At 38.1% G+C, this 20,734-nt stretch carries 17 protein-coding genes and 2 pseudogenes; 2 read left to right on the top strand and 17 right to left on the bottom strand.

What is annotated here, in order from left to right; genetic code table 11:
- Positions 1-127: 127 nt before the first annotated feature.
- From EM808_RS12385 to EM808_RS12345, 8 genes and pseudogenes are all read right to left on the bottom strand, one after another.
- Positions 128-1,100, bottom strand: a pseudogene (locus EM808_RS12385) (sugar phosphate isomerase/epimerase family protein).
- The gene (locus EM808_RS12380; protein ID WP_127738526.1) at positions 1,097-2,275 is read right to left on the bottom strand and encodes a Gfo/Idh/MocA family protein; all 1,179 of its coding nucleotides are present in this window, start codon (positions 2,273-2,275) and stop codon (positions 1,097-1,099) included. Before EM808_RS12380 ends, EM808_RS12385 begins: the two are co-directional and overlap by 4 nt.
- 177 nt (positions 2,276-2,452) lie before the next feature.
- Positions 2,453-3,433, bottom strand: a complete 981-nt coding sequence (locus EM808_RS12375; protein ID WP_127738525.1) for an ABC transporter permease — start codon at positions 3,431-3,433, stop codon at positions 2,453-2,455.
- The gene (locus tag EM808_RS12370) at positions 3,414-4,910 is read right to left on the bottom strand and encodes a sugar ABC transporter ATP-binding protein (RefSeq protein ID WP_127738524.1); all 1,497 of its coding nucleotides are present in this window, start codon (positions 4,908-4,910) and stop codon (positions 3,414-3,416) included. Before EM808_RS12370 ends, EM808_RS12375 begins: the two co-directional genes overlap by 20 nt.
- Before the next feature lie 28 nt (positions 4,911-4,938).
- Complete coding sequence (locus EM808_RS12365; RefSeq protein ID WP_127738523.1) at positions 4,939-6,108, bottom strand: substrate-binding domain-containing protein; 1,170 nt, start codon at positions 6,106-6,108, stop codon at positions 4,939-4,941.
- A 195-nt stretch (positions 6,109-6,303) separates the two neighbouring features.
- Positions 6,304-6,798: pseudogene (locus tag EM808_RS29105) on the bottom strand (substrate-binding domain-containing protein).
- 109 nt (positions 6,799-6,907) lie between these two features.
- Positions 6,908-7,168: a hypothetical protein gene (locus tag EM808_RS12350; RefSeq protein ID WP_127738521.1), complete on the bottom strand. Its 261-nt coding sequence runs from the start codon at positions 7,166-7,168 to the stop codon at positions 6,908-6,910.
- A gap of 198 nt (positions 7,169-7,366) precedes the next feature.
- Positions 7,367-8,080: a LytR/AlgR family response regulator transcription factor gene (locus EM808_RS12345; RefSeq protein WP_127738520.1), complete on the bottom strand. Its 714-nt coding sequence runs from the start codon at positions 8,078-8,080 to the stop codon at positions 7,367-7,369.
- A 238-nt stretch (positions 8,081-8,318) separates the two neighbouring features.
- Between EM808_RS12345 and EM808_RS12340 the strand changes: the two genes are divergently transcribed.
- Entirely contained in the window at positions 8,319-10,877 is a 2,559-nt protein-coding gene (locus tag EM808_RS12340) for a substrate-binding domain-containing protein (RefSeq protein WP_127738519.1), read from the top strand.
- A 6-nt stretch (positions 10,878-10,883) separates the two neighbouring features.
- On the opposite strand, the gene EM808_RS12335 is transcribed toward EM808_RS12340, so the two are convergent.
- The 6 genes from EM808_RS12335 to EM808_RS12310 all read right to left on the bottom strand — a co-directional run bounded on the left by EM808_RS12335 (position 10,884) and on the right by EM808_RS12310 (position 16,399).
- Positions 10,884-11,090 carry a hypothetical protein gene (locus EM808_RS12335; protein WP_127738518.1) on the bottom strand — a complete coding sequence of 69 codons (207 nt, stop codon included), beginning with the start codon at positions 11,088-11,090 and terminating at the stop codon, positions 10,884-10,886.
- A gap of 986 nt (positions 11,091-12,076) precedes the next feature.
- On the bottom strand, positions 12,077-12,862 hold the full coding sequence (locus EM808_RS12330; protein ID WP_127738517.1) for a methyl-accepting chemotaxis protein: 786 nt from the start codon (positions 12,860-12,862) through the stop codon (positions 12,077-12,079).
- A 37-nt stretch (positions 12,863-12,899) separates the two neighbouring features.
- Entirely contained in the window at positions 12,900-13,742 is an 843-nt protein-coding gene (locus tag EM808_RS12325; protein ID WP_127738516.1) for an MCP four helix bundle domain-containing protein, read from the bottom strand.
- A 504-nt stretch (positions 13,743-14,246) separates the two neighbouring features.
- Entirely contained in the window at positions 14,247-14,630 is a 384-nt protein-coding gene (locus EM808_RS12320) for a TcaA NTF2-like domain-containing protein (protein WP_127738515.1), read from the bottom strand.
- Positions 14,631-14,685: 55 nt separating this feature from the next.
- Positions 14,686-14,994: a TcaA 3rd/4th domain-containing protein gene (locus tag EM808_RS12315; protein ID WP_127738514.1), complete on the bottom strand. Its 309-nt coding sequence runs from the start codon at positions 14,992-14,994 to the stop codon at positions 14,686-14,688.
- A gap of 424 nt (positions 14,995-15,418) precedes the next feature.
- A complete protein-coding gene (locus tag EM808_RS12310) occupies positions 15,419-16,399 on the bottom strand; it encodes an NAD(P)-dependent alcohol dehydrogenase (RefSeq protein ID WP_127738513.1) in 981 nt (326 codons plus the stop codon).
- A gap of 818 nt (positions 16,400-17,217) precedes the next feature.
- On the opposite strand from EM808_RS12310, the gene EM808_RS12305 reads away from it, so the two are divergent.
- Entirely contained in the window at positions 17,218-17,952 is a 735-nt protein-coding gene (locus tag EM808_RS12305) for a GntR family transcriptional regulator (protein ID WP_127738512.1), read from the top strand.
- A gap of 30 nt (positions 17,953-17,982) precedes the next feature.
- On the opposite strand, the gene EM808_RS12300 is transcribed toward EM808_RS12305, so the two are convergent.
- The 3 genes from EM808_RS12300 to EM808_RS12290 all read right to left on the bottom strand — a co-directional run bounded on the left by EM808_RS12300 (position 17,983) and on the right by EM808_RS12290 (position 20,723).
- Positions 17,983-18,951 (bottom strand): SIS domain-containing protein, encoded by a 969-nt coding sequence (locus EM808_RS12300; RefSeq protein WP_127738511.1) that lies wholly within the window; start codon positions 18,949-18,951, stop codon positions 17,983-17,985.
- A gap of 62 nt (positions 18,952-19,013) precedes the next feature.
- Positions 19,014-19,850 (bottom strand): sugar phosphate isomerase/epimerase family protein, encoded by an 837-nt coding sequence (locus EM808_RS12295; RefSeq protein WP_127738510.1) that lies wholly within the window; start codon positions 19,848-19,850, stop codon positions 19,014-19,016.
- 21 nt (positions 19,851-19,871) lie between these two features.
- Positions 19,872-20,723 (bottom strand): PfkB family carbohydrate kinase, encoded by an 852-nt coding sequence (locus EM808_RS12290; RefSeq protein WP_127738509.1) that lies wholly within the window; start codon positions 20,721-20,723, stop codon positions 19,872-19,874.
- Positions 20,724-20,734: the final 11 nt, after the last annotated feature.

Below are 20,734 nucleotides of genomic sequence, written 5' to 3'. Positions count from 1 at the left end.
CTGCCTCCAATCATTCATCATTAATTTTGAAAAACAATTATCCTATCATATTTCCTTGACATGAGCTGCCGGAGGGAACAGCCCCTCCTTTTGGAAGCAAGAGAACTGTCCCCATGCTTCCAAAAAATTAAGCCCACCACATCTCGGTAATTTTCTCCTTGAACATGGCCCTTTTTAAGAGAGTAATAGCTTTGCTTAGTCCCTCGTCGGTGGAAGCAAGCATATCTTCATGTTCGATGGAAATGACATAATCGTATCCAGCCGCTCGAAGGGCACTTACTATGTCTTTCCACATTTTTTCGTCCGAGCCGTATCCGACTGATCTAAATGTCCAAGAGCGGTCTACAATTTGGCTATAATGCTTTTTATCTAAAACACCATTAATCTTGATATTTGCTTAATCTAAATAAGTGTCCTTCGCATGAAAATGGAAAATCGCATTTTCTCTGCCAAGCTTTTTGAATGGCTTCGACCGGGTCAATTCCTTGCCAAACAAGGTGGCTGGGATTAAAGTTTGCACCAATGTTTTCGCCGGAATGCTCTCTTAACTTTAGTAGAGTTTCAGGATTATAAGCTACAAATCCTGGGTGCATCTCAAAAGCTATTTGATTAATGCCATGCAACTTCGCAAATTTTGTTTCCTCTTTCCAATAAGGAATAACGACTTCATTCCATTGCCAGTTCAGCACTTCTAAATATTCCGGAGGCCATGAGCATGTAACCCAGTTTGGATTTTTTGCACTTATATGATCACCCGGATAGCCAGAGAAACCATTGATAACAGGAACTTCCAAAAGTTCTGCAAGTAATATCGTTTTTCGCCAAACGTCACGTGACTCTTGAGCAATGTTTACATTTGGATGAAGTGGGTTACCGTGTCAGCTTAAGCCGCTGATCGTTATTCCCCTAGTTTCAAGCGCTCTCAGGAATGATTTTCTTTTTTCAGGAGATTCAAGCAATTCATCTGGATTACAGTGATGATTGCCGGGATAATTCCCTGTCCCCAATTCAACAGCCTCCACACCCATGGCTACCAGCTTATCCAACATTTCCTCAAAAGGCAGGTTCTGATACAAGGGGGTAAATACACCTAATTTCACGCAGGTAACTCCTTGCTAGCCTGAACCTTCACCCATTTCTGCTGCTGGTTACTTTCTAAGATTGCGTCTGTGATACACATCGAAAGGTGCCCATCTGCAAATGTTGCAAAATTAGGCTTGTCTGTTTTCAGACTTTTGCCGTCGCGAACAAATGTGTAAAAATTGAACATCATATTTTTTAATGCATCCGGCCAGCCTTCGTTATGCCCTCCAGGATGATGAATAGCAGACCTTGACTCCGGTAAAAACAATGCCGGATCCGCTAATAGAACTTCATTTGCTTTATCCCGGTGCCCGATCCATAGCTTCTCTGGTTCTTCCTGGTTCCAGAATATTGAAGCTTGACTTCCATTAATCTCAAAGCTTAGTCTATTTTTCCGTCCCGCACTGACTTGAGATACAGTAAGGACTCCTCTAGATCCATCCTCAAACCGGACAAGAACAGATGCATAATCTTCTGTATTAATTGGTACATCTTCATATTTCATATCTTCCTTCTTCTGTCCCCCAAAAGTAGCTACGTTTCCTGTCGGTTTTTTTCTTACTGGAACAACAGTTGCTAAATCAGCAAAAACCTCGACAATCCTTTTGCCTGTTACAAATTGGACGGTATCACACCAATGGGAACCAATGTCCGCTACTGCGCGTGACTTTCCTCCTACTTCCGGCGCCAAACGCCAGTTGTAGTCTGTTTCATATAATAACCAGTCCTGCAAGTAGCTTCCGTGAACCAAGTTCACTTTCCCAAGATCACCTTCAGTGATTTTCGCTTTTAAGTTTTGTACACTCGCATGCTGTCTGTAATTAAAGTTCACCGCATGGATGACGCCTTGTTTTTGTGCTAACTCCAACAATTTTGCTGATTCATCACTGTTCATAGCAAGTGGTTTCTCTGAGACAACATGCTTTCCAGCTAAAATAATCTCTTTATTAATGGCAAAATGAAGATGATTTGGTGTGCAATTGTGCACGACCTGGATTTCGCTGTCTTTCAGCATTTCTCGGTAATCACCAAAGGCCTTCGGAATTCCAAGCTCAGCTGCCTTTTTTTCAGCCATTTCTTGACTGGTTTCCGCCAAACCAGCTACTTCTACAAAACCAAGCCTTCTGATGGCTTCTATGTGAGTCGGCCCGATAAAACCAGTACCGATGATACCAACTTTAATCTTCTCCACCTTTCTTCCTCCTTTTCAAAAGTTGATCGTATTGTTTATGGATGCAAATTTATAGACCTTATAGGGTCATTCCGCTTTTTTTGAAAAGAATTCCGCCGGTTTTCTCATTAATTTCGTCAATTTCCAAGGGAATTCCGCAGAATTTTGCTTTTATTCCGTGGAAACCTCTATTAAAAATTACCTCTTCAACGCTTTCTTACCGAAGGCCACCGCCAAGATAATGATAATCCCTTTGATAATCATTTGCTGGCTGACATCCAGACCCATGATAATCAAACCATTATTGATCGTACCAATCATTAAGGAACCAACAATCGTTCCGATAATCGTGCCTACACCGCCAAACAAACTTGTTCCACCAAGAATAACCGCAGCGATGACAGAAAGCTCATCTCCTTCACCGAAGGAGAAACGTCCGGCATTCATACGGCCCGCATAGAGAAGGCCAGCTAAACCAGCCATTAAACCCGTTGCAAGGAAAACTATTAGCTTGATTTTCATTGTCTTTACACCAGAGAATCTAGCAGCATTTTCGTTACCGCCTGTTGCCAATACCTGGCGGCCAAATGATGTCTTACGAAGTAATATATGGGCAATCACTGTAAATACTAAAGTCCAAATAAGTAAAACTGGAATTGGACCAATGTCCCCTGAACCAAAGATGAAATTGAAATTTGCGTCTACAATCGGAACTGGAGCAGTATCTGTAACCCACATCGCAGCACCTTTAACGGCTCCCATCGTTCCCAGTGTTACCAAGAAGGAAGGAATCGCTACTTTTGTAACAAGCAAACCATTGATTAATCCAACCGCAAGTCCAGTACCTACACCGCCGATGAGTCCACCAATAATGCCATAACCCGCTTGGATGGCTAATGCACCGACGAGAGAAGAAAGGGCAGCAATGGAACCAACAGAAAGGTCAATCTCCCCTGTACTAATAACAAATGTCATTGCCAACGCCATTAAAGAAATGGTGGCTGTTTGTCTAACAATATTTAATAAGTTTCCTGATGTTAAAAATCCTTCATCGCTTAAGCTGATAGAAAAATAGATTAATACTCCTACGAAGGCAAAATAGACAATATAATTGCGCCACTCGAAGCCTTTCAAAGCAGGAACTGCTGTCTTTTGAATACTAGAAACCTTGGATTGCATATTGTAATTCCTCCTCTGATTTAATTTCCCTGCGGGTCATTTCCTTTTTAATTTTCCCATCATGCATAACGATGACACGATCACTTAAAGCAAGCAGTTCTGGAAGTTCGGAAGAGACCACAAGGATTGCCTTGCCGTTTTCGGCCATAGCTCTAATAATCTCCACAATTTCCGTTTTTGCACCAATATCCACACCAATCGTTGGTTCATCCAACATCAAGACAATAGGGTCGTTCGCCAGCCATTTAGCTAGAACGATTTTTTGCTGATTACCGCCCGATAACAACCCTGCCTTTTTAAAAATATTATCCGTTTTAATATTTAACTTCCTTACAAATTCATTACTAATCTCATTGGATTTCTTACTATCAATAAAAGCTCCTTTTTTCACCTTCGAAAGAATTGGAAGAATCATATTATCCTTGACACTATGTTCAAGGACCAATCCTTGCATCCGCCGGTCCTCCGGAATCAGTGCAAGTCCGGCTTCTATGGCATTCTTAGGATTCTTAATGGATTGTTTTTGACCATTGATGTAGATGTCTCCACCATCAATGGGATCAATCCCGAAGAGATTTCGAAGTAATTCTGTTCTTCCGCTTCCCATCAAGCCGGCTATTCCGACAATTTCACCCGGCTGAATTTTAAGATTAATATCCTGGACATTTTCGGCATTTAAGTTTCTTACTTCAAAAATGGGCGGCACGTCGGTTGCGTAGGAACGTTCTTTCCATTCAAAAGCTTGGTCAAATTGCATACCGACAATATGTGAAATTACAGTATCAAGATCAGTTTCACTGCATTTTTCTGTTGTGATATATCGGCCATCACGCATAATCGTGATTCGGTCGCATATTTTAAAGATTTCATCCATCCGGTGAGAAATATAGATAATGGAATAACCTTTTGCTTTCAACTTGTTAATAAAACTAAAGAGTACTTCCGTTTCGTTTTTTGTTAAGGACGAGGTTGGCTCATCCATAATGAGAATCTTTGCTTCTTGGGAAAGTGCTTTGGCAATTTCCGTCATCTGCCAATAGCCAACCCCCAAATTTTGAACTACATCATTTGATCTAATATCTACGCCTAATTCTTCTAGCAATTTTTCTGTTTTCTTCTCACAATCCTTATCATCGAGCATCCCTAATGACGTTTTCTTCTCACGAGTAAGATAGATGTTTTGGGCGACGGTAAGAGTAGGAATTAAACTAAACTCTTGGAAAATCATCGATATATTATTCTTTTGAGCATCATCATAACTTTTAATACTTACCGATTTTCCTTCAATTATAATCTCGCCGCTATCTGCAGAGTATACGCCTGTGAGGATTTTCATTAACGTCGATTTTCCGGCACCATTTCCCCCCATCAAGGCGTGAACTTCACCTTTTTTGACCGAAAAATGGACATCGTTTAAAACGGTAATCCCATTAAAAGCTTTATTAATACCTCTCATTTCGAGAATCGGTTGTTCCATCCAAGTTCACCCTCTATCTTTTTTTTTATTATTTCATCGCATTTTTTACTGTGTCAGGAGCCTCTGTTCCGTAGATTAACTTCCATTCATCTAATACATTCTCTTTCGTAACTTTGATTGATGGTGAAGCAACATACGCGGGTGCTTCTTTTCCTAATAGGGCATAGCCGGCAAGGATCGCTTGTGCTACACCTTGGTCATATGGCAGCTGTGCTCCAAGACCTTTAACAATTCCATCTTGTGCAATGGAGATTGCTACGTTTGTACCTAAGTCAACCGTTGTAACAACTAGGTCATCCCTGCCAGCCGTTCTTGCTGCAGCCATAACACCTTCAGCTGGTACATCCCATGGAGCGAAGATACCATCAATATCATGGTGTCTTGTCAACATAGCAGATGCTACTTCTTCTGCCTGATTTGGACCAGTAATCCCACTTTTTACGACAATCTCAATATTTGGATATTTTTCTTTGATTCTTTTTTCAAAAGCATCAGAACGGTTTTTGGTTACAAAGAAGTTTACATCGTGATACACAATGCCGACTTTACCCTTTCCGCCAAGTTTTTCAGCCATAACGTCAGCTGCTGTTGCTCCGTTACCCATGTTGTCACCAGACACAATACTGATGTAATCTTTACCTGCAACTAAACCTTGTGCGGCACCATCCATGAATACTAACTTTACGCCTTGAGCAACAGCCTTTTTATAAGCTGGTGCAGTAGATACGGCATCAACTGGAACAGAAATCATAATGTCCGGCTTTTTCGCTAAAACAGTTTCTATATCATTTACTTGCTTTTCCGCTTTAAACTGTGCATCTGTTACAGCAACGATCTTAACGCCCATCTTCTTAAATGTATCCTTCATCGCACCAACTGCGGCATTCATATAGTCAGTACCAGAGTAGTGCATAACAATCGCCGCTTTATAATTACCTTCTTTAATCTTCTTTAGCTCATCTTCCGTAAGCTGCAATGTCTTAGCTGAAACGGCCTGTTCTCCGTTCGGCCCTTTATCTTGTACCGCTACATCAGGAATCTTTGGATTGATTGTTAATGGTCCTGAAGCTGTTTCTGAGTAATTTTCATTCTTTTTCGTGCTCGTTTGTTCAGATGTAGGTTTGTTTCCGCCACACCCTGCAAGAAAAACACTTAAAATAAGTAATAGTAAAACTGTAATAGAAAAACTTTTTTTCATTTGCTTTCCCCCACTATAGTAGTTATTTAGTTGAAGCTCGCTATTTGTCGGCACCACCTTACAATCTATAAGTATGGCACCACCCCCTTTTCATAAATGTAAGCTTAATAGAATATTACTAGTAATGGATTCATTCATTTAAGTTATAAAACCAGACTTCTATGGACATCGAAAATGTAATGGATTACATTTTTTCTAAAAAATTTTCATATACTGCTGAAAAGACTGTCTTACAATCAGCTGGTCAGCTAAAAACATTTGCTCGTTTTTACTTTCCTCTTTGTTGATGAGCCTCATTAGTAATTCCGCCACTTTCTCACCAATTTCAAACGCGAGCTGGTCAATTGTTGTTAGATCTGGTTCGAATATGGACAAGAATTTCAAATTATCAAAACTGAGAACCGAAATATCCTCTTGCACCTGAAGTCTCTTAGATGTAATCGCTTTAATGACTTCCATTGCCATTTCATCATTGGCAGCAAAAATCGCAGATGGGGATTGACCAATGGCTAAAACTTCATCATAAGGTTAAAATTGACTTCAAAAGAGAAATCACCTTCCTGGACTAACACAGGATTCACGATAAGGTTGTTGCTTGATTGCTTGATAAAATCCTTTGAGACGGTTTAGGTTCAAGACACTATTGAGAGGTCCAACAATGCAGCTAATTCTTTCGTGTCCCGAATCGATTAAATACTCCGTTGCATTTCTGGCGCCGCTTATATTATCAATCGAAACAGTTGTGATGTTGGAACATTACTTACACGCAAGGACCAACGGAAATCTTTGGGCTGCCTTTTTAATGGTTGCTGCATCCGCTTCGACAGTTAATAAAACCATTCCATCTGCTTTTTTGATGCAAAAGGTTTAAAAACCACTTTTCTCGTTCCAGATCATTGCCTGTATCGCCGAGTATAACTTGATATCCATTTGTAACCGCTACTGCTTCAATCCCCCTAAACACCTTTGAAAAAAACGGATTTGTAAAATCAGGCACAACCACTAGAATGGTTTTAGTAGAAACAATTTCCTTCTTTGCTACATCTACAATCCCTACCATCTTTGTTATTTGTCCTTTCTTGTTTCTATATTTCGATTGTAATCGATTACAAAAATGTCGTCTAATTATTTTCCGACTAGGTTTTTTTAAAATTGAAATCGTTTTCAATTCTTTCGGGCGCAATAATCGTTCATTCGGACAATAAAATCATAAATTTTAAAAAAAAACAAAAAAATTGAGATCCGGTAAAATCGGACCTCACAAAGATTTATTTTTTTGTAATTCTGCTAACTTATTTCTGGAAACCTTTGCTGTCTCCTCATAATTTTTAAAATATGCTTTGTACGTTTGCCCTGCCGTTTCAATCCTCTTTAAATATTGCAAATTAATAATATAGGAACGATGGGAGGCAGCAAAGCGAGAATCTAGGATTTCTTCAAGGTTCGTTAATGCCTCATTTAACTCTATTTTTTGATCCACCGTATGGATAACAGCCTTTCGATCTGCTCGTTCAATAAATATAATGTCATCTAACGGTATAAAAGAAAACTGATTCGAATGTTTAACCATTAAATCTTTCTTAATAGATGGATACTCATTCCCAGCTGCCGGCACAGAAAAAGCCTCTGCTCGGCCGAGAGCTGCATAAAGACGGTCACGATCAATAGGTTTAATTATGTAATCGATTGCATTTACGTCAAAAGCTTCTAAGGCAAAATTATCATGGCCGGTAATAAAGATGACTTGAATAGACGAGACCATCTTTTTACAAGATTTCACCGCCTCCATCCCGTTCAGCAATGGCATATTGATATCAACTAAAATGATGTCAGGTTTTTTTTTCATTACCATGCAAATTAAGTCCTCCCCATTCTCGGCTTCTCCGACAATTTGAAAGTTTTGCAATGGTTTAATGAGATGCTTCAATAATTTCCTAGATGGTGCATGGTCCTCTGCAATTAGAACCCTCATAAGATCACCTCATGTTAAAAGCTTTTATTTTATTGAAATATTAATATAGATAAATGGAAAATTCTTTTTTTGAAACCGTTAACAAATTATTCACTTTCAGTATAAGGCAGTTTAAGCTGTAAAGGAAGTAATTTAATATAATTTGCTGATAGTGTTTTTTTGCAGTTTTCTGTGGACTATACTAACACTAAAGCTTCAGAAAAATTCACGACTATTCTTTCAAAGGCAGGATAAGAAAATGAAACTCACCCCTAACGAAAATTTATATAAAGAAGTTTTACAAACCATGTCTGAATACGTCATTATTCAGGAAAAGTCAGGTAAAACAATTGCACTTAATGAAAACGCGGAAACAGTGCTCGGTGTTAAATCAGAATTTTTTACAGACTCAAGCTTTCAGCAACTTGAATATATAAAAGAAGACGGCACACCACTGCCCTATTCCCAATTGCCAGGAATGATCACACTCGAGAAAGGGATCCCTTTTTATAACTATGTCGTGGGAGTGATTGATCCTGAATCCGGCACCAAATGGCTTACAATAAATTCAAAACTTCTCAACATGCGTAAAGATGGTGAACAGGCTGCCCTTATTACCATTTCGGATATCACCGAACGAAAAAAAATGGAACAAACCATTATTTATGCTAAGGAAGAGGCAGAAAAGGCAAACCTGGCAAAATCAGACTTTCTCTCAAAAATGAGCCATGAACTCCGGACACCCCTGAATGGAATACTTGGCTTTGCCCAGCTGTTAGAACTAGATGATTCCTTAAATGATGAGCAGCGTGACTTTGTCCAGGAGATACTAGGCGGAGGAAGACATTTATTAAGCTTAATTAATGATATTTTAGATCTATCAAGAATAGATACCGGCCAATTAAAAGTTTCAATCAAAGAGGTAGATCTTCAAACCATTATTACTGAATGTATCAATATCGTGCAGCCGCTTGCCAAGAAGAAAAGAATTCACATACATAACCAACTGGATCAATCACAAACCATGGCGGTTCTGGCTGATCCCATTCGCCTGAAACAAATCCTTCTGAATTTGCTGGATAATGCCATTAAATATAACCAAGAAGACGGAAAAGTTATGATTTTTTCTTATTTAAAAAGAAATGATGCTGTTATCCATATTGCTGATACTGGGATCGGGCTTTCACTTGAGGAGTATCAAAGAGTGTTTGTTCCATTTTACAGAATTAAAGGAACACAAGAAGAAGGTACTGGGATAGGATTGTCATTAGTGAAACAGCTTGTCCAGCTAATGGGAGGAAAAATAAGTGTCACAAGCCAGAAAGGAATAGGCAGCGACTTTTACTTTAGTCTCCCTCTTCCCTATGATTTAAAGGCCGCGATGCACTGGGAGGAAGAAGTGATCGGCCTTCAAACAAAGAAAGGTAAATCAGAGCACTATTGCTTACTGTATATTGAAGATAATCCATCCAATTTAAACTTGGTAAAGAACATCCTGAAATCGCAGTCCTCCTATACGATTTTAACTGCTCAATCTGGAAAAGAAGGATTAGAACTCGCTAGGACAAAAAAAGTCGATTTAATCCTGCTGGATTTGAACCTTCCGGATATCCATGGCTTCGAAGTGTTTAAGCTTTTAAAAACAAATGAAAAAACGAGAGACATTGCTGTTATCGCTGTAAGTGCCAATGCCATGCCTCAGGACATCCAGCAGACATTAGGCAAGGGGTTTGATAATTATGTGACGAAACCTGTTAATGTAAAGGAGTTCTTAGCAACTATATACGAAACTTTAAATAGTACAATTAATCAAAATATACCCGAACATAAAATTTTAAGTACCGGACCAAATGGAGAGGAAGCTGTATCTGCCAAAACACTGCATTTGTCTTTGAAAGATTTGAAAAAGCTCAGAGAAAAGAACTATACAGCTGCTATTGCCATGCACTATACCGGGAATAATTGGGCAAGAGCACAAATCGAAGGATTGAAGACAACTTTTAATAAAATGGGGATTAGGGTCGTAGCTGTAACTGATGCCGAATTTAACTGGGAAAAGCAAGTTGCAGACATTCAAAAGATATTAGCAAAAAAACCAGATATTATTGTTAGTCTTCCCATCGATCCGTTATCAACCGCGGGTGCCTTTCAAACCGCAGCTCAATCAGGTGTTATGCTGGTTTTTATGGACAATACACCATACGGGTTAGAAGCGGGTGAGGATTATGTAAGCGTCGTTTCTGCCGACAATTATGGAAACGGGGCCTATGCCGCCGACATCATGGCAGAGAAAATAGGTTTTAAAGGCAAGATTGGAGTTATATACTACGATGCTGATTTTTTTGTAATGAAACAAAGATTAACGGCTTTTGAAAAGACGATTAGAGAAAGTTATCCTGACATTCAGATCATAGTCCGCAGCGGTTTTATTAGTCCGAATGATGGGAAAGAGCTTGCCGACGCTATGATTTCTCAACACTCGGATTTGAAGGGAATCTTTGTTGTATGGGATTTGGTTGCGGAAGGTGCTATGGCCTCCGCCCGTGCCGTAGGAAAACATGATTTAGTTATTACGACAATGGATTTGGGTACCAATGCTGCTGTAGAAATCGCAAAGGATGGACTTATCAAGGGCTCAGGTTCACAGATGCCCTACCATCAAGGAGTGGCCGAGGCAATCCTGGCTGGTTATGCACTGCTCGGCAAACCAGCACCGGCTTATGTAGCTGTACCAGCTCTAAAAGTAACGAAAGAAAATCTCCTTGAAGCATGGAAACTTATGTATAACCGAGATCTCTCAGAATTAATAGGTACATAAATCTTCTTAAATAAACCCATGAAGCAGCCAAAGAAAAAACCAACTTTCATTTATAACTAGAATTAGGTTGGTTTTTTCTTTATATTTGTTACTGGATGAAGCTTCCCAATCCTGTGCTCTAGCTACGTGATGATGTTTGGCAATATCATCAATACCAATCACTAAAGTTTTAGGTGTAATTTGAGCTATTTTATGATTTTGGTTATAATTCATGGTGAGAGCTCTGAATAGATATTTTGTCCCTTTTAGCTGCCCAGTTAGTACCATAACAATAGAGCAATTAAGTTTTCTGAACCCAACAGAAAAAAAAGCTAATGGTAAGGTAACTTTTTTAGAAAAATTTATTAAAATGTCTTTCGGTTAATAAAAATTGCCCTACTCTAATGAGTAGGACTAAGAAAGTTTTAAGCTGTAAAAGAAGTATGTATCCATCCTCTTTATTTTATGCAATCACCTAAGTAATTGTTGCTGGCCACCCCCGAGATGCCCCCGCCTAGCTATTATCTTACCGAAAAAGATTTTGACAGCTACTGTGAAGCCTTTTATAAATCTGCTCGGATAAGCATGTCACGACCCAGGAATCCTTTTCTTACATGTTGTCATGTGATTCATTAAACTAATAAGAAACCTGTTCATGTTTATATACAAAAAAGTTGTTAAATTTATAGATTTGAGCGAAAAGAACATAATTAATCAGTTTACAAGGAAAATAAGCGTTAATCCTTCTTAGATGGATTAAATCGCAAATATAAAACATCTAATCCCATTTAGTCTCAGTGGTTTTGACGGATTTTATTAAGCATTAATAGTTTTTTATGTTGTATCTTCTCTATTCTTGGAACTTTTCCTTCTATATTTGTATATGATTTATCGGTGCGATAATCGCCCTGGCATTTAATGGGTAGTGTATATACTCATATACATATTTGTGAATGTGAATGTGCTGCATAGCATATGCAAATAAATGATTTTATATGGTGTCGCATCAAGTGTGTACAATGTTAAATCAAAGAAGGAAGCATTTAATATAAGAGGTTGCTTACGCTAAGGGTATAATATGTGTAATAGTATATGATATAACATAATAATGGTATATTCATCGAATATTTGTTTACAGGAAAATAAAACACCCATAGTTATAACAGTGAACCAATTAAATATCAATTAGCGTCAATTCATCTGCCTATGGGTGTTTATCTTTATATCTTAAATCGCTGAATTAATGATTGTAACTCTGTTGCTAGATTTGCTAGGATAGTGGCGGATGCGGATATTTCCTCCATTGATGCCACTTGTTCTTCTGTTGCTGCTGAAATATTACCTGTTTTAGAGGCAGCATCTCCAGCCATGTGACTTACTTCCTGAACAGAGTCATTAATCATGTTAGTATTTTCTTTTAATTGTTGCAAGGAGCCAAATACTTCTTCAATTAAAAGAACTAACTTCCTTACTGAATGTTCAACATATTTAAAGGATTCACCCGCTTCATTCACGATAGATAACCCTGTTTGTACGTCTATTGTTGCTGTATCCATGGAAGCAGAAGTGGTTTTTGTATCTTCTTGTATTTGAGCAATAAGTGATGAGATTTGTTCCGCAGATTGAGAAGATTGTTCTGCTAATTTTCTCACTTCCTCTGCTACTACTGCAAACCCTTTTCCTTGCTCACCAGCTCTTGCAGCTTCGATGGCTGCATTTAAAGCTAATAGATTGGTTTGAGAAGAGATATCCGTAATAACTTTCGTAATATCTCCGATCTCATTCGTACGTGATTCTAAGGAACTTACAGATTTCGCTAGATTAATAACATTTAAATTAATAGAGTTCATTTGTTTAGTAGCTTCGATCATGCTTTCTGCACCTTTCGCAGATATCCTAGATGCTTCCTCGGCTGTTACGACTACTTTCTCTGCATGTTGTGTAATAGTGGTTGTGCTATCAGATATATTGTTGACACCTTTGGAGCTAGAATCAATTTGCTGCATTTGATTCTCAGAACCAGTTGCTAGTTCTTGAATGGTTTCATTCTTCTGAAGAAGCCGCTAATTGTTGTGATGATTCATTAATCGTTTTGACTACTTCTCGTATACCTTCTGACATTCCGTTGAAACTGATTGCCAACGAGCCAATTTCATCCTTAGCATTGTAAGTAGACAGTTCGGTGAAATCGCCATTTTTTCCTTTTTCCATTAATACTTCTAATGTTTTTAGTGGTTTAGTAATCATTCTAGAAATATAAATACCTATAAAGACAGTCACTGCAATAGCTATTATCATAATAATAACAAACGTAATCATAGCACTTTGTGCTTCTTTTTTGTTCTCTTTAGCAATTTTCTCTGCTGTGTCTAAGTTTATTTTTTGTAAGGTATTTAGTTTTTCATCAATTTCTTGCTTTTTAGCTTTTACCTCCGTGTTATAGAGTCTAAAGGCTTCTTCATTTTTATTCTGCATTCCTAATTCCATCGCTGACAATCTCAATTCCCTAAAATCAGGTAACATTTCATTGTACGCATTAAAAGCAGAACGTTCCTCATTAGACAAATCTAACTTATCTATTTTCTCCTTATACATGTCTATTTCTTCTGTGGATGCTTTAAAAGCATCCATAATATTATTATTTTCTTCCTCGCTCTTTGTATTAAATAGTTCAAGAACATAAGCATCATTCTGCGTGTTGTTTAATTGCATTTTAGCTATCCAAGTATTAGGGATAAGTCTATCTTTATACATAGCATTTGTATTCTTTGACATTTGTTGCAACCCATTAATCCCATAAATGCCTACAAACAAAAGAAAGATACTACTAAGAATAATTAGTACGAATATTTTTTGCGATACTTTCCTGTTTTTCATAAAATTCATTTCACTATCTCCTTTAATATATAACTTAGGTCATATGGCAGAAATCTCTGTTTCATACTGTTACTTGCTGCTTGGGGCATGTGCCAGCATGACCTAAGCTGTCGGGGGAGTATGTCCTTAGAAATGAACCATAACCTTTCTATTTGATTTATCGGTAGTTTTCCCTTGAGAAATAAATGGTAATATTACGTATGAAAGGATTTAAATAGGGGGTGATTTTCTACCTGTTTCTGATATAGCACAAAAATCTCATTATCTGCTAACTCAACATCTTCCCTGCTCTGAACTTTATTTCCACACTTTTTACTTTGGTAGCAGTTCCCTTGTCTTTGCTAATTGTCTCTTCACTACTACAGCTTGTTAAGCAAACCAAAATAGAAAGTAGTATATTCCCAGTACTCTGTTCATTTACGTCTCTCCTTGTTGTTAGGTATAAAAGTAAAAAAAGAAAGACGAAATAGAATATCGTCTTCCTTCTCCTGTGATTTTTACTGTTTAGTAACTCTAATAGTAGTTTACTACTTGATGCTTTCGCCTTTTAAAATGAAAAGTAAGAACTGTTTTTAATGGAATAAGTAAGTAATTTGTATTTTTTGTACTGATAAGTTCGTTTACACCTAATGTACCATCTAAGGAAGATTTGAATTCTTGTCTTTTTGTTGTCCCATCTTTAGATGTTATATCGTATACGTCATTTGTATCAACAACATAGCCATCATCTGGCTTTTCATAATCTGTCACTTCAACAGAGACAACTTCTTCCGTAATACCTTTTTCGTATATGTATTTTACATAGTCTTTAGACTCAGTATACGCTTTGCCGTTTGGATCAAGGTACGAGCTCACATGAGAGAATTCCCCTGCATTTATAGCAGAAACACTAAGCATAGTAATGGTCTTCTATGAATGAATTTAAGCCTATTCCGTTTCTTCTGGTATCAATTTAATTTTTCGTATTCGTAACTTTTTGGGCAGCTGTTTTCATCGTGCCATCCTTCGTTTCATACTCTGCATGCAGGTTAAGGTTAATAGAACCATCTATAGGAAACGGAACGAAATCATATATATCTGCTACTTTTTTGCTTGTGCTCTTTCCATTTACAAATAGTATACTTGTATTAAAAATAGAATAGATTTCTCCGTACTCGCCTTTAAAGTTAAGCTGTGTATCTAAACAATTTGCATATGCATCATCAAAGTCAGGTGTTCTGTATCTGTTAAGAGGCATAATCTCCTTTATAGCTATCCTCAAGTTCAGCGTCCCCCGGCAAAACATCCTTAATCGTCGAGTCTTAGGATAGTAACTGGACCAAAGTTACTTCCGTTAACTGGTTCTATGTTACTAAGACTTGTAATCTTACATGGATGGACAATCATCTCCCGGGTGTTTATACGTACTCCGTTTTAGGGATAGTAGTAACTGTACAACCCGCAACCCACCTCGAATTTAATGATACGTGAATAAGATACTCTCTCGTTGGCCGCGACGCTGTTACCCCGACAAATGTACTCCCTTCGACGATATGTAATTCCTATATAATGAAATAATATATCTGAACGAACAAACGTATACGTTTACTTTTTCACCCCTTTTATGTTAACCCACTTTCTCAGCATAAAATGGCAAACTACTTTGTTGTATAGACCAAATACGTTCTTTCTTTGTAGCCTCGAGTTTAAGTTGGACTATTTTCGATGCAAATAATTACTTTCCCTTTTGCCTGACCTTCTCCTAGATAATTTATCGCCTCCGAAACTTGGCTTAAGGAGTATCGCTTATCTATAATTGGTACCAGTTTTCCAGCTACATACAGGTCTCTTAAAAAATCTTGGTCTTCCTTGCTTGGTTTATGAATGAGGAGGCCCATCTTCTTATTTTCCTTTTTATGTATTAGACGACCCATTAACAATAAATGTAGGATTAAGGACGTGTAACCACCAATCATGACATACTTTCCATCAGGATTTATTATTTGTTTCCATTTAAATATAGACCGATTCCCTACGACATCAAGAACCAAATCGTATTTCTTGCTTTTTTTTACGAAATCCTCCTCTGCATAATCGATTACATGGTCCGCACCAATGGACTGCAGCATTTCTAATTTATCTTTTCTATCCACACAAGTAACTTCTGCTCCGAATAATTTGGAAATTTGTAAGGCAAAGGTTCCCACGCCTCCGCCAGAACCATTAATCAAGACTTTTCTCGTTTCATGCACCTTTCCTATATCACGAAGTCCTTGAAGAGCCAATACACCAGCCTGTGGTATCGCGGCAGCCTCTTCAAATGACATATTGGCAGGTTTCATACTCAATGCATTGGCATGAACTTTCACATATTCCGCAAACCCTCCCCAACCACACCAAGAAATGTCCCCGAATACCTCATCTCCTACTGAAAGATGTTTGACGCCTGGACCGATTGCCTCCACTATCCCAGCTATATCCGCTCCAAGAATGTTATATTTAGGCTTACGAAGGCCTCCAATTCGATTCATGAATGGTTTCCCCCTAAGAAGATCCCAATCCCATGAGTTCACTGATGCGGCATGTACTTTTACCAGCACATCATTTTGATTTAAATCAGGTATCTTTACTTCTTTTAGATGAAGAACATCCGTTGTTCCGTATTCCTCGTAAACCATTGCTTTCATGTAAAGTTCTCCTTTACCTTTTTGTATTGATGAATTTCCATATTAGGTTTTTCTTTATCAAATTTATAAGATATATCTATTACTGGGAACATTCCTTTATGTATGAATGTTAATACGAACAATAAAAGTTAAAGTTTCAAGTCAAATATGGAAAGTTAAACGATTCTTTAAAATATATGTTTTTTTGTTAGGAAAACCTAAAAAGACTTATTCTACGGAGGTCGAGAAGACAATTGAGTGAAACAAATCTTTTAGTGCTTCTGAAATAAGAGCCTTATGGCAAACCTTCAAGAAAAAATGCTCTTTTTAGAATATTTTATAGAAAAACGGATGATGACCAATAAAGAAATATTATGGTTGGTTTGTAGCAGAATTTAATTTTTTTGTTCAGCAATTGAAAGGTATTCTTATGGAATATGAATGGTAACATCCATTGGATTTACATCGGAAGACGTTTATTTGAAGGACACTGAATTATTTGATAACAGGTTTGATATCATGTTTGTAGGTGCCATAAAAGAGGTTAGTATGGGTTTGTATACCTAAAGCATGAATTTACTTCCTTAAATCCACTGCAATTACCTATGAAAAGAAAGAGCTCCACTTAAAGAGAATTCTTTAACTTTTTTATTTAAATTTAGGCAAAAATAAAGGGTAAAGCCTTAATCTACTGGTAGAATGTTAGTTATTTACTATTTCCGCTACTCTGTGCTATTCTCTCCTGATTCTCTTATACTATAAGTATGATACATACAGCGCACAGCTTTATTTTGCTATAATATCCTTAACCATAATCCTAAAAAAAGGAGGACAAATCATTGCTAAACAGTGACAGTTCTGTTCCACTTTACTTGCAGTTAAAGCAAGCCATTTCAGAGAACATTAATCGAGGAGTGTATATACAAGGAGAAAGACTTCCGACAGAGACAGAGTTGTGCGAGGCTTATAATGTAAGCAGAATCACTGTGCGCAAGGCGGTACTCGATCTGGTGGAGGAGGGCCTTCTAGTGAGGCAGCAGGGTAAAGGAACTTTTGTAAAACGTCCAAAACTGACAAGAGAGCTCGTTTCTGTTAATGGTTATTCGGAGTACATGGTATCGTCTGGAAACACACCTCATTATAAATTGCTATCCTATACAATTAAAGAGGCAACAAAAGACACTTCCGAAAAACTCAACATTCCGATAGGCTGTAATGTGCTGGAACTTAGAAGAATTCTGTATCGTGACAAAGAGCCCTTGTCTTACGAGATTACTACCTATTCGCTGGATTTGTTTCCTGAATTGGATAAGCATATCTCAGAGGATGTTTCCATGCATTGGATATTAAATGAAATGTATGATGCCATTCCTGCGCGTAACAACAAAATTCTGAATGTGGTCTTTGCAAGTTCAGAAGAAGCTGAGGCTTTAAGTTGTGGGATAAGTGATCCTTTATACGAGCTGGAGAAAATAGCATATAATGATGAACAGGTCGCAATATACATGTCCATTCTTTATTACCACACGAACCATGTTAGCTTCACGATTTCAAGCCCTTTTGAACAGAAATAAAGCTGGCATCCTTAAGATGCCAGCTACCTATTAATATTCTAATTTCCACATATATCTTCTTTTTGTCAAAGGATGATTCCGAACGATGGCTAATTGTTCTGCGTATACGCGGATCACTCCAGATATCAACATAGGATTGAAGTAGTCGACTACTTCGCTTGAAATGGCAGAGCCAAGCCCAAAGTCTTTCGCATCCACAACTGTTGTTTTTGCATCAAAGCGTTGCAGGAATTCCAATGCTCTTGCGTCCATACCTCTTGTTTTACCGTCATTCATCAGCAGTAGGAACGGAACGTCTTTATCTACTATTTCGAATGGACCGTGGAAGAACTCCCCATCATGGAATGTGCCTGAGTTAATCCACTGCATTTCCATCAGTAAGCAAATAGAGAAGGAATAGGCTACTTCATGTGTTGCGCCACTGCTCATGACATAAATAACTTCATCATCTTTATAAGCATCAGCAAATGCTTTAGCTTGTGGAACTACAGAAGAGACTGCGTTTTCAATTAGCCCATAAATTTTATCAAAACCATCAAGCATTTTTTCATAATGTTGATAGCCTTCAAATTGATTTAAGATTTCTGTAGCAAGCCCTAATACTTTGGTCATTTTCTCCATTTTTGCTGCGTAACTTTCATGGAAGCCATGGTATACAACGTATTCAGCATCTGTTGTAATGGCTGAATCCTCCACATGTGTAACAGCGATGACATGAGCCCCTTTTTCCTTCGCTAGTGTAGTAGCCTCAACCGTTTCTGGAGTTGCACCACCAAGTGAACATGTGATAACAATACTTGTGTCGTCGACAGAAACAGGTGTCGCATAATTGAATTCATTTGCTGTATAAAGACTTGTTCTAAGATGCTTCGCATTTCCTTCTAAAAAGTATTTCGCAGGATATAATTCCGCTTTGGATGCCCCACACCCTACAAAAAATACACTTTTAATTTCTGACTGTTTTTCCTTGATAGCAGAGATAATTCTATTCAATTCCATTTTTTCATTCCTCCAAGTTATATATATATTTACAGGCAGCATTGCTGCCAATTCCCCACTTTTTAGTTACTAAAATAAGGTGAAAATGCCTTTATGTTACGCTTGTCATGTTCAGCAGGATTTAAGAAATATCTCGAGTCGGTAATTTCCTGACCTAAATATCCGGTATATTCATTTTGCTTTAAGGTAGAGAGAAACTCTCCTAGGTTATGGTGACCATCACCCCAAACCAAGTGACCGTAAGGATTGCCATCAACAAAGTGAGTGTGGATAATCTTTTCACCAAACACATCGAACCAATCCTGCAAGGTTTCTCCTGCTACTCCCATTGCTGTAGTATCGACTAAAACTTTTAGATTAGGATGATTAATTTCGTCTATCATCCTTTTCGCATCCTTCACAGTTATCACAAGATTTGATTCTTCTGGTCTTAAGCTTTCAAGAGCCAACTTAACACCCTCCCTTTTGGCTGTTTCTGCAAGTCTACCCAGCATTTCTCGCGATCGCTTCCATGCTTCTTCCCGATCCTCATCAAGATAGCCCCAGCCAGAATTGCACTGCATAATCTCGCAGCCAAGCTCAGCAGTAGCCTTAATACCGTTAGAGAAGTATTCAAAGCTTTTTTCGAAAATTTCCGGCTTTGAAGCAGCAAATTGGTATTGATACATACAATTTTCAGGAGTAAAACAAACCAGTTCTAAATTTCTCTCCACGAGCTTTTTCTTAAGAACCTTACAATCTGAATAGACAGTCGGGTCTAAGTAATAGTGGGGAACCCCCGTCCAGAATTCAATCGAGTGAATTCCTGCTTCCACTTGTGCATTTAGAAAAGTTTCAAGCGAATAACGCATATAATGAATGTTCATTCCCGCAATTTGTTCTCTTTTTATCAAGGACATTTTATAACCCTCCTTAAATCATCAAATAGTTCCATAGATTTTTCCAAAACCAAAGGATCCATCTACGAGACACTGGCTTGAAGAAAATTCAGATGCTATTTTCAAACTTTCTTTTATGACTGTCTCCTTGCCCCCAATACCCTTTTTATTCCTGCTCATATATTCAATAATGAACGAGGTAATGAAGGAATCTCCAGCACCCATCGTATCAACTGCTTTCACAAGCTTAGGTTCTTGCATGTAAAATTTCTCTCCATCAAACAGCAATGCTCCCTTTTCTCCTAATGTGCATATTACGAGCTTACATCCTAAACCAATGGATTTTTTCATTAAATTTAAAGTGTCATCTAATTTCAAATGGCTACAAGAATAGTAAGCAAAGTCAATTCTTGGAGCAATTTGGTTGACCTGTTCTTGGGTGAAATCAGATGAGAAATCAAAGCCTATCGGCACTCCAAGTGTTTTAATTCTCAACAATTCCTCTTCTGCAAATCCATAAAGTCCTGTATGAACTAAGTCGAATGTGCGGATATAACTGTAATCCTCTTCAGTCAAATTCAACCCATATTCTCGAAGTACCCCACAGCGATTGCTTCCGAGGAACACCCGGTCCCCATCGACGAGAGTTACTCGAGCACAGCCATTTTCTCCTTCGTATACCTTACTTCTTGAAACATCGAGCCCAATTTCCTTAATGCTTGATTGGACATGCTTTGCTTCTGCGTCTGTTCCAAATGCCCCTAGAAAGGCTGCCTCTGCTCCTAGGCGATTCGCATACACTGCGAAGTTTAACGCGTTACCCCCAGGATACATCGTTTGGGTATGTTCATATTTATCGACGACATTATCGCCTATTCCGATTACTTTTAACATAGGCTTACCTC

The organism is Niallia taxi, assembly GCF_004005475.1.
Taxonomy (GTDB): domain Bacteria; phylum Bacillota; class Bacilli; order Bacillales; family Cytobacillaceae; genus Niallia; species Niallia taxi.
This window is presented reverse-complemented; position numbering and strand designations above follow the sequence as displayed.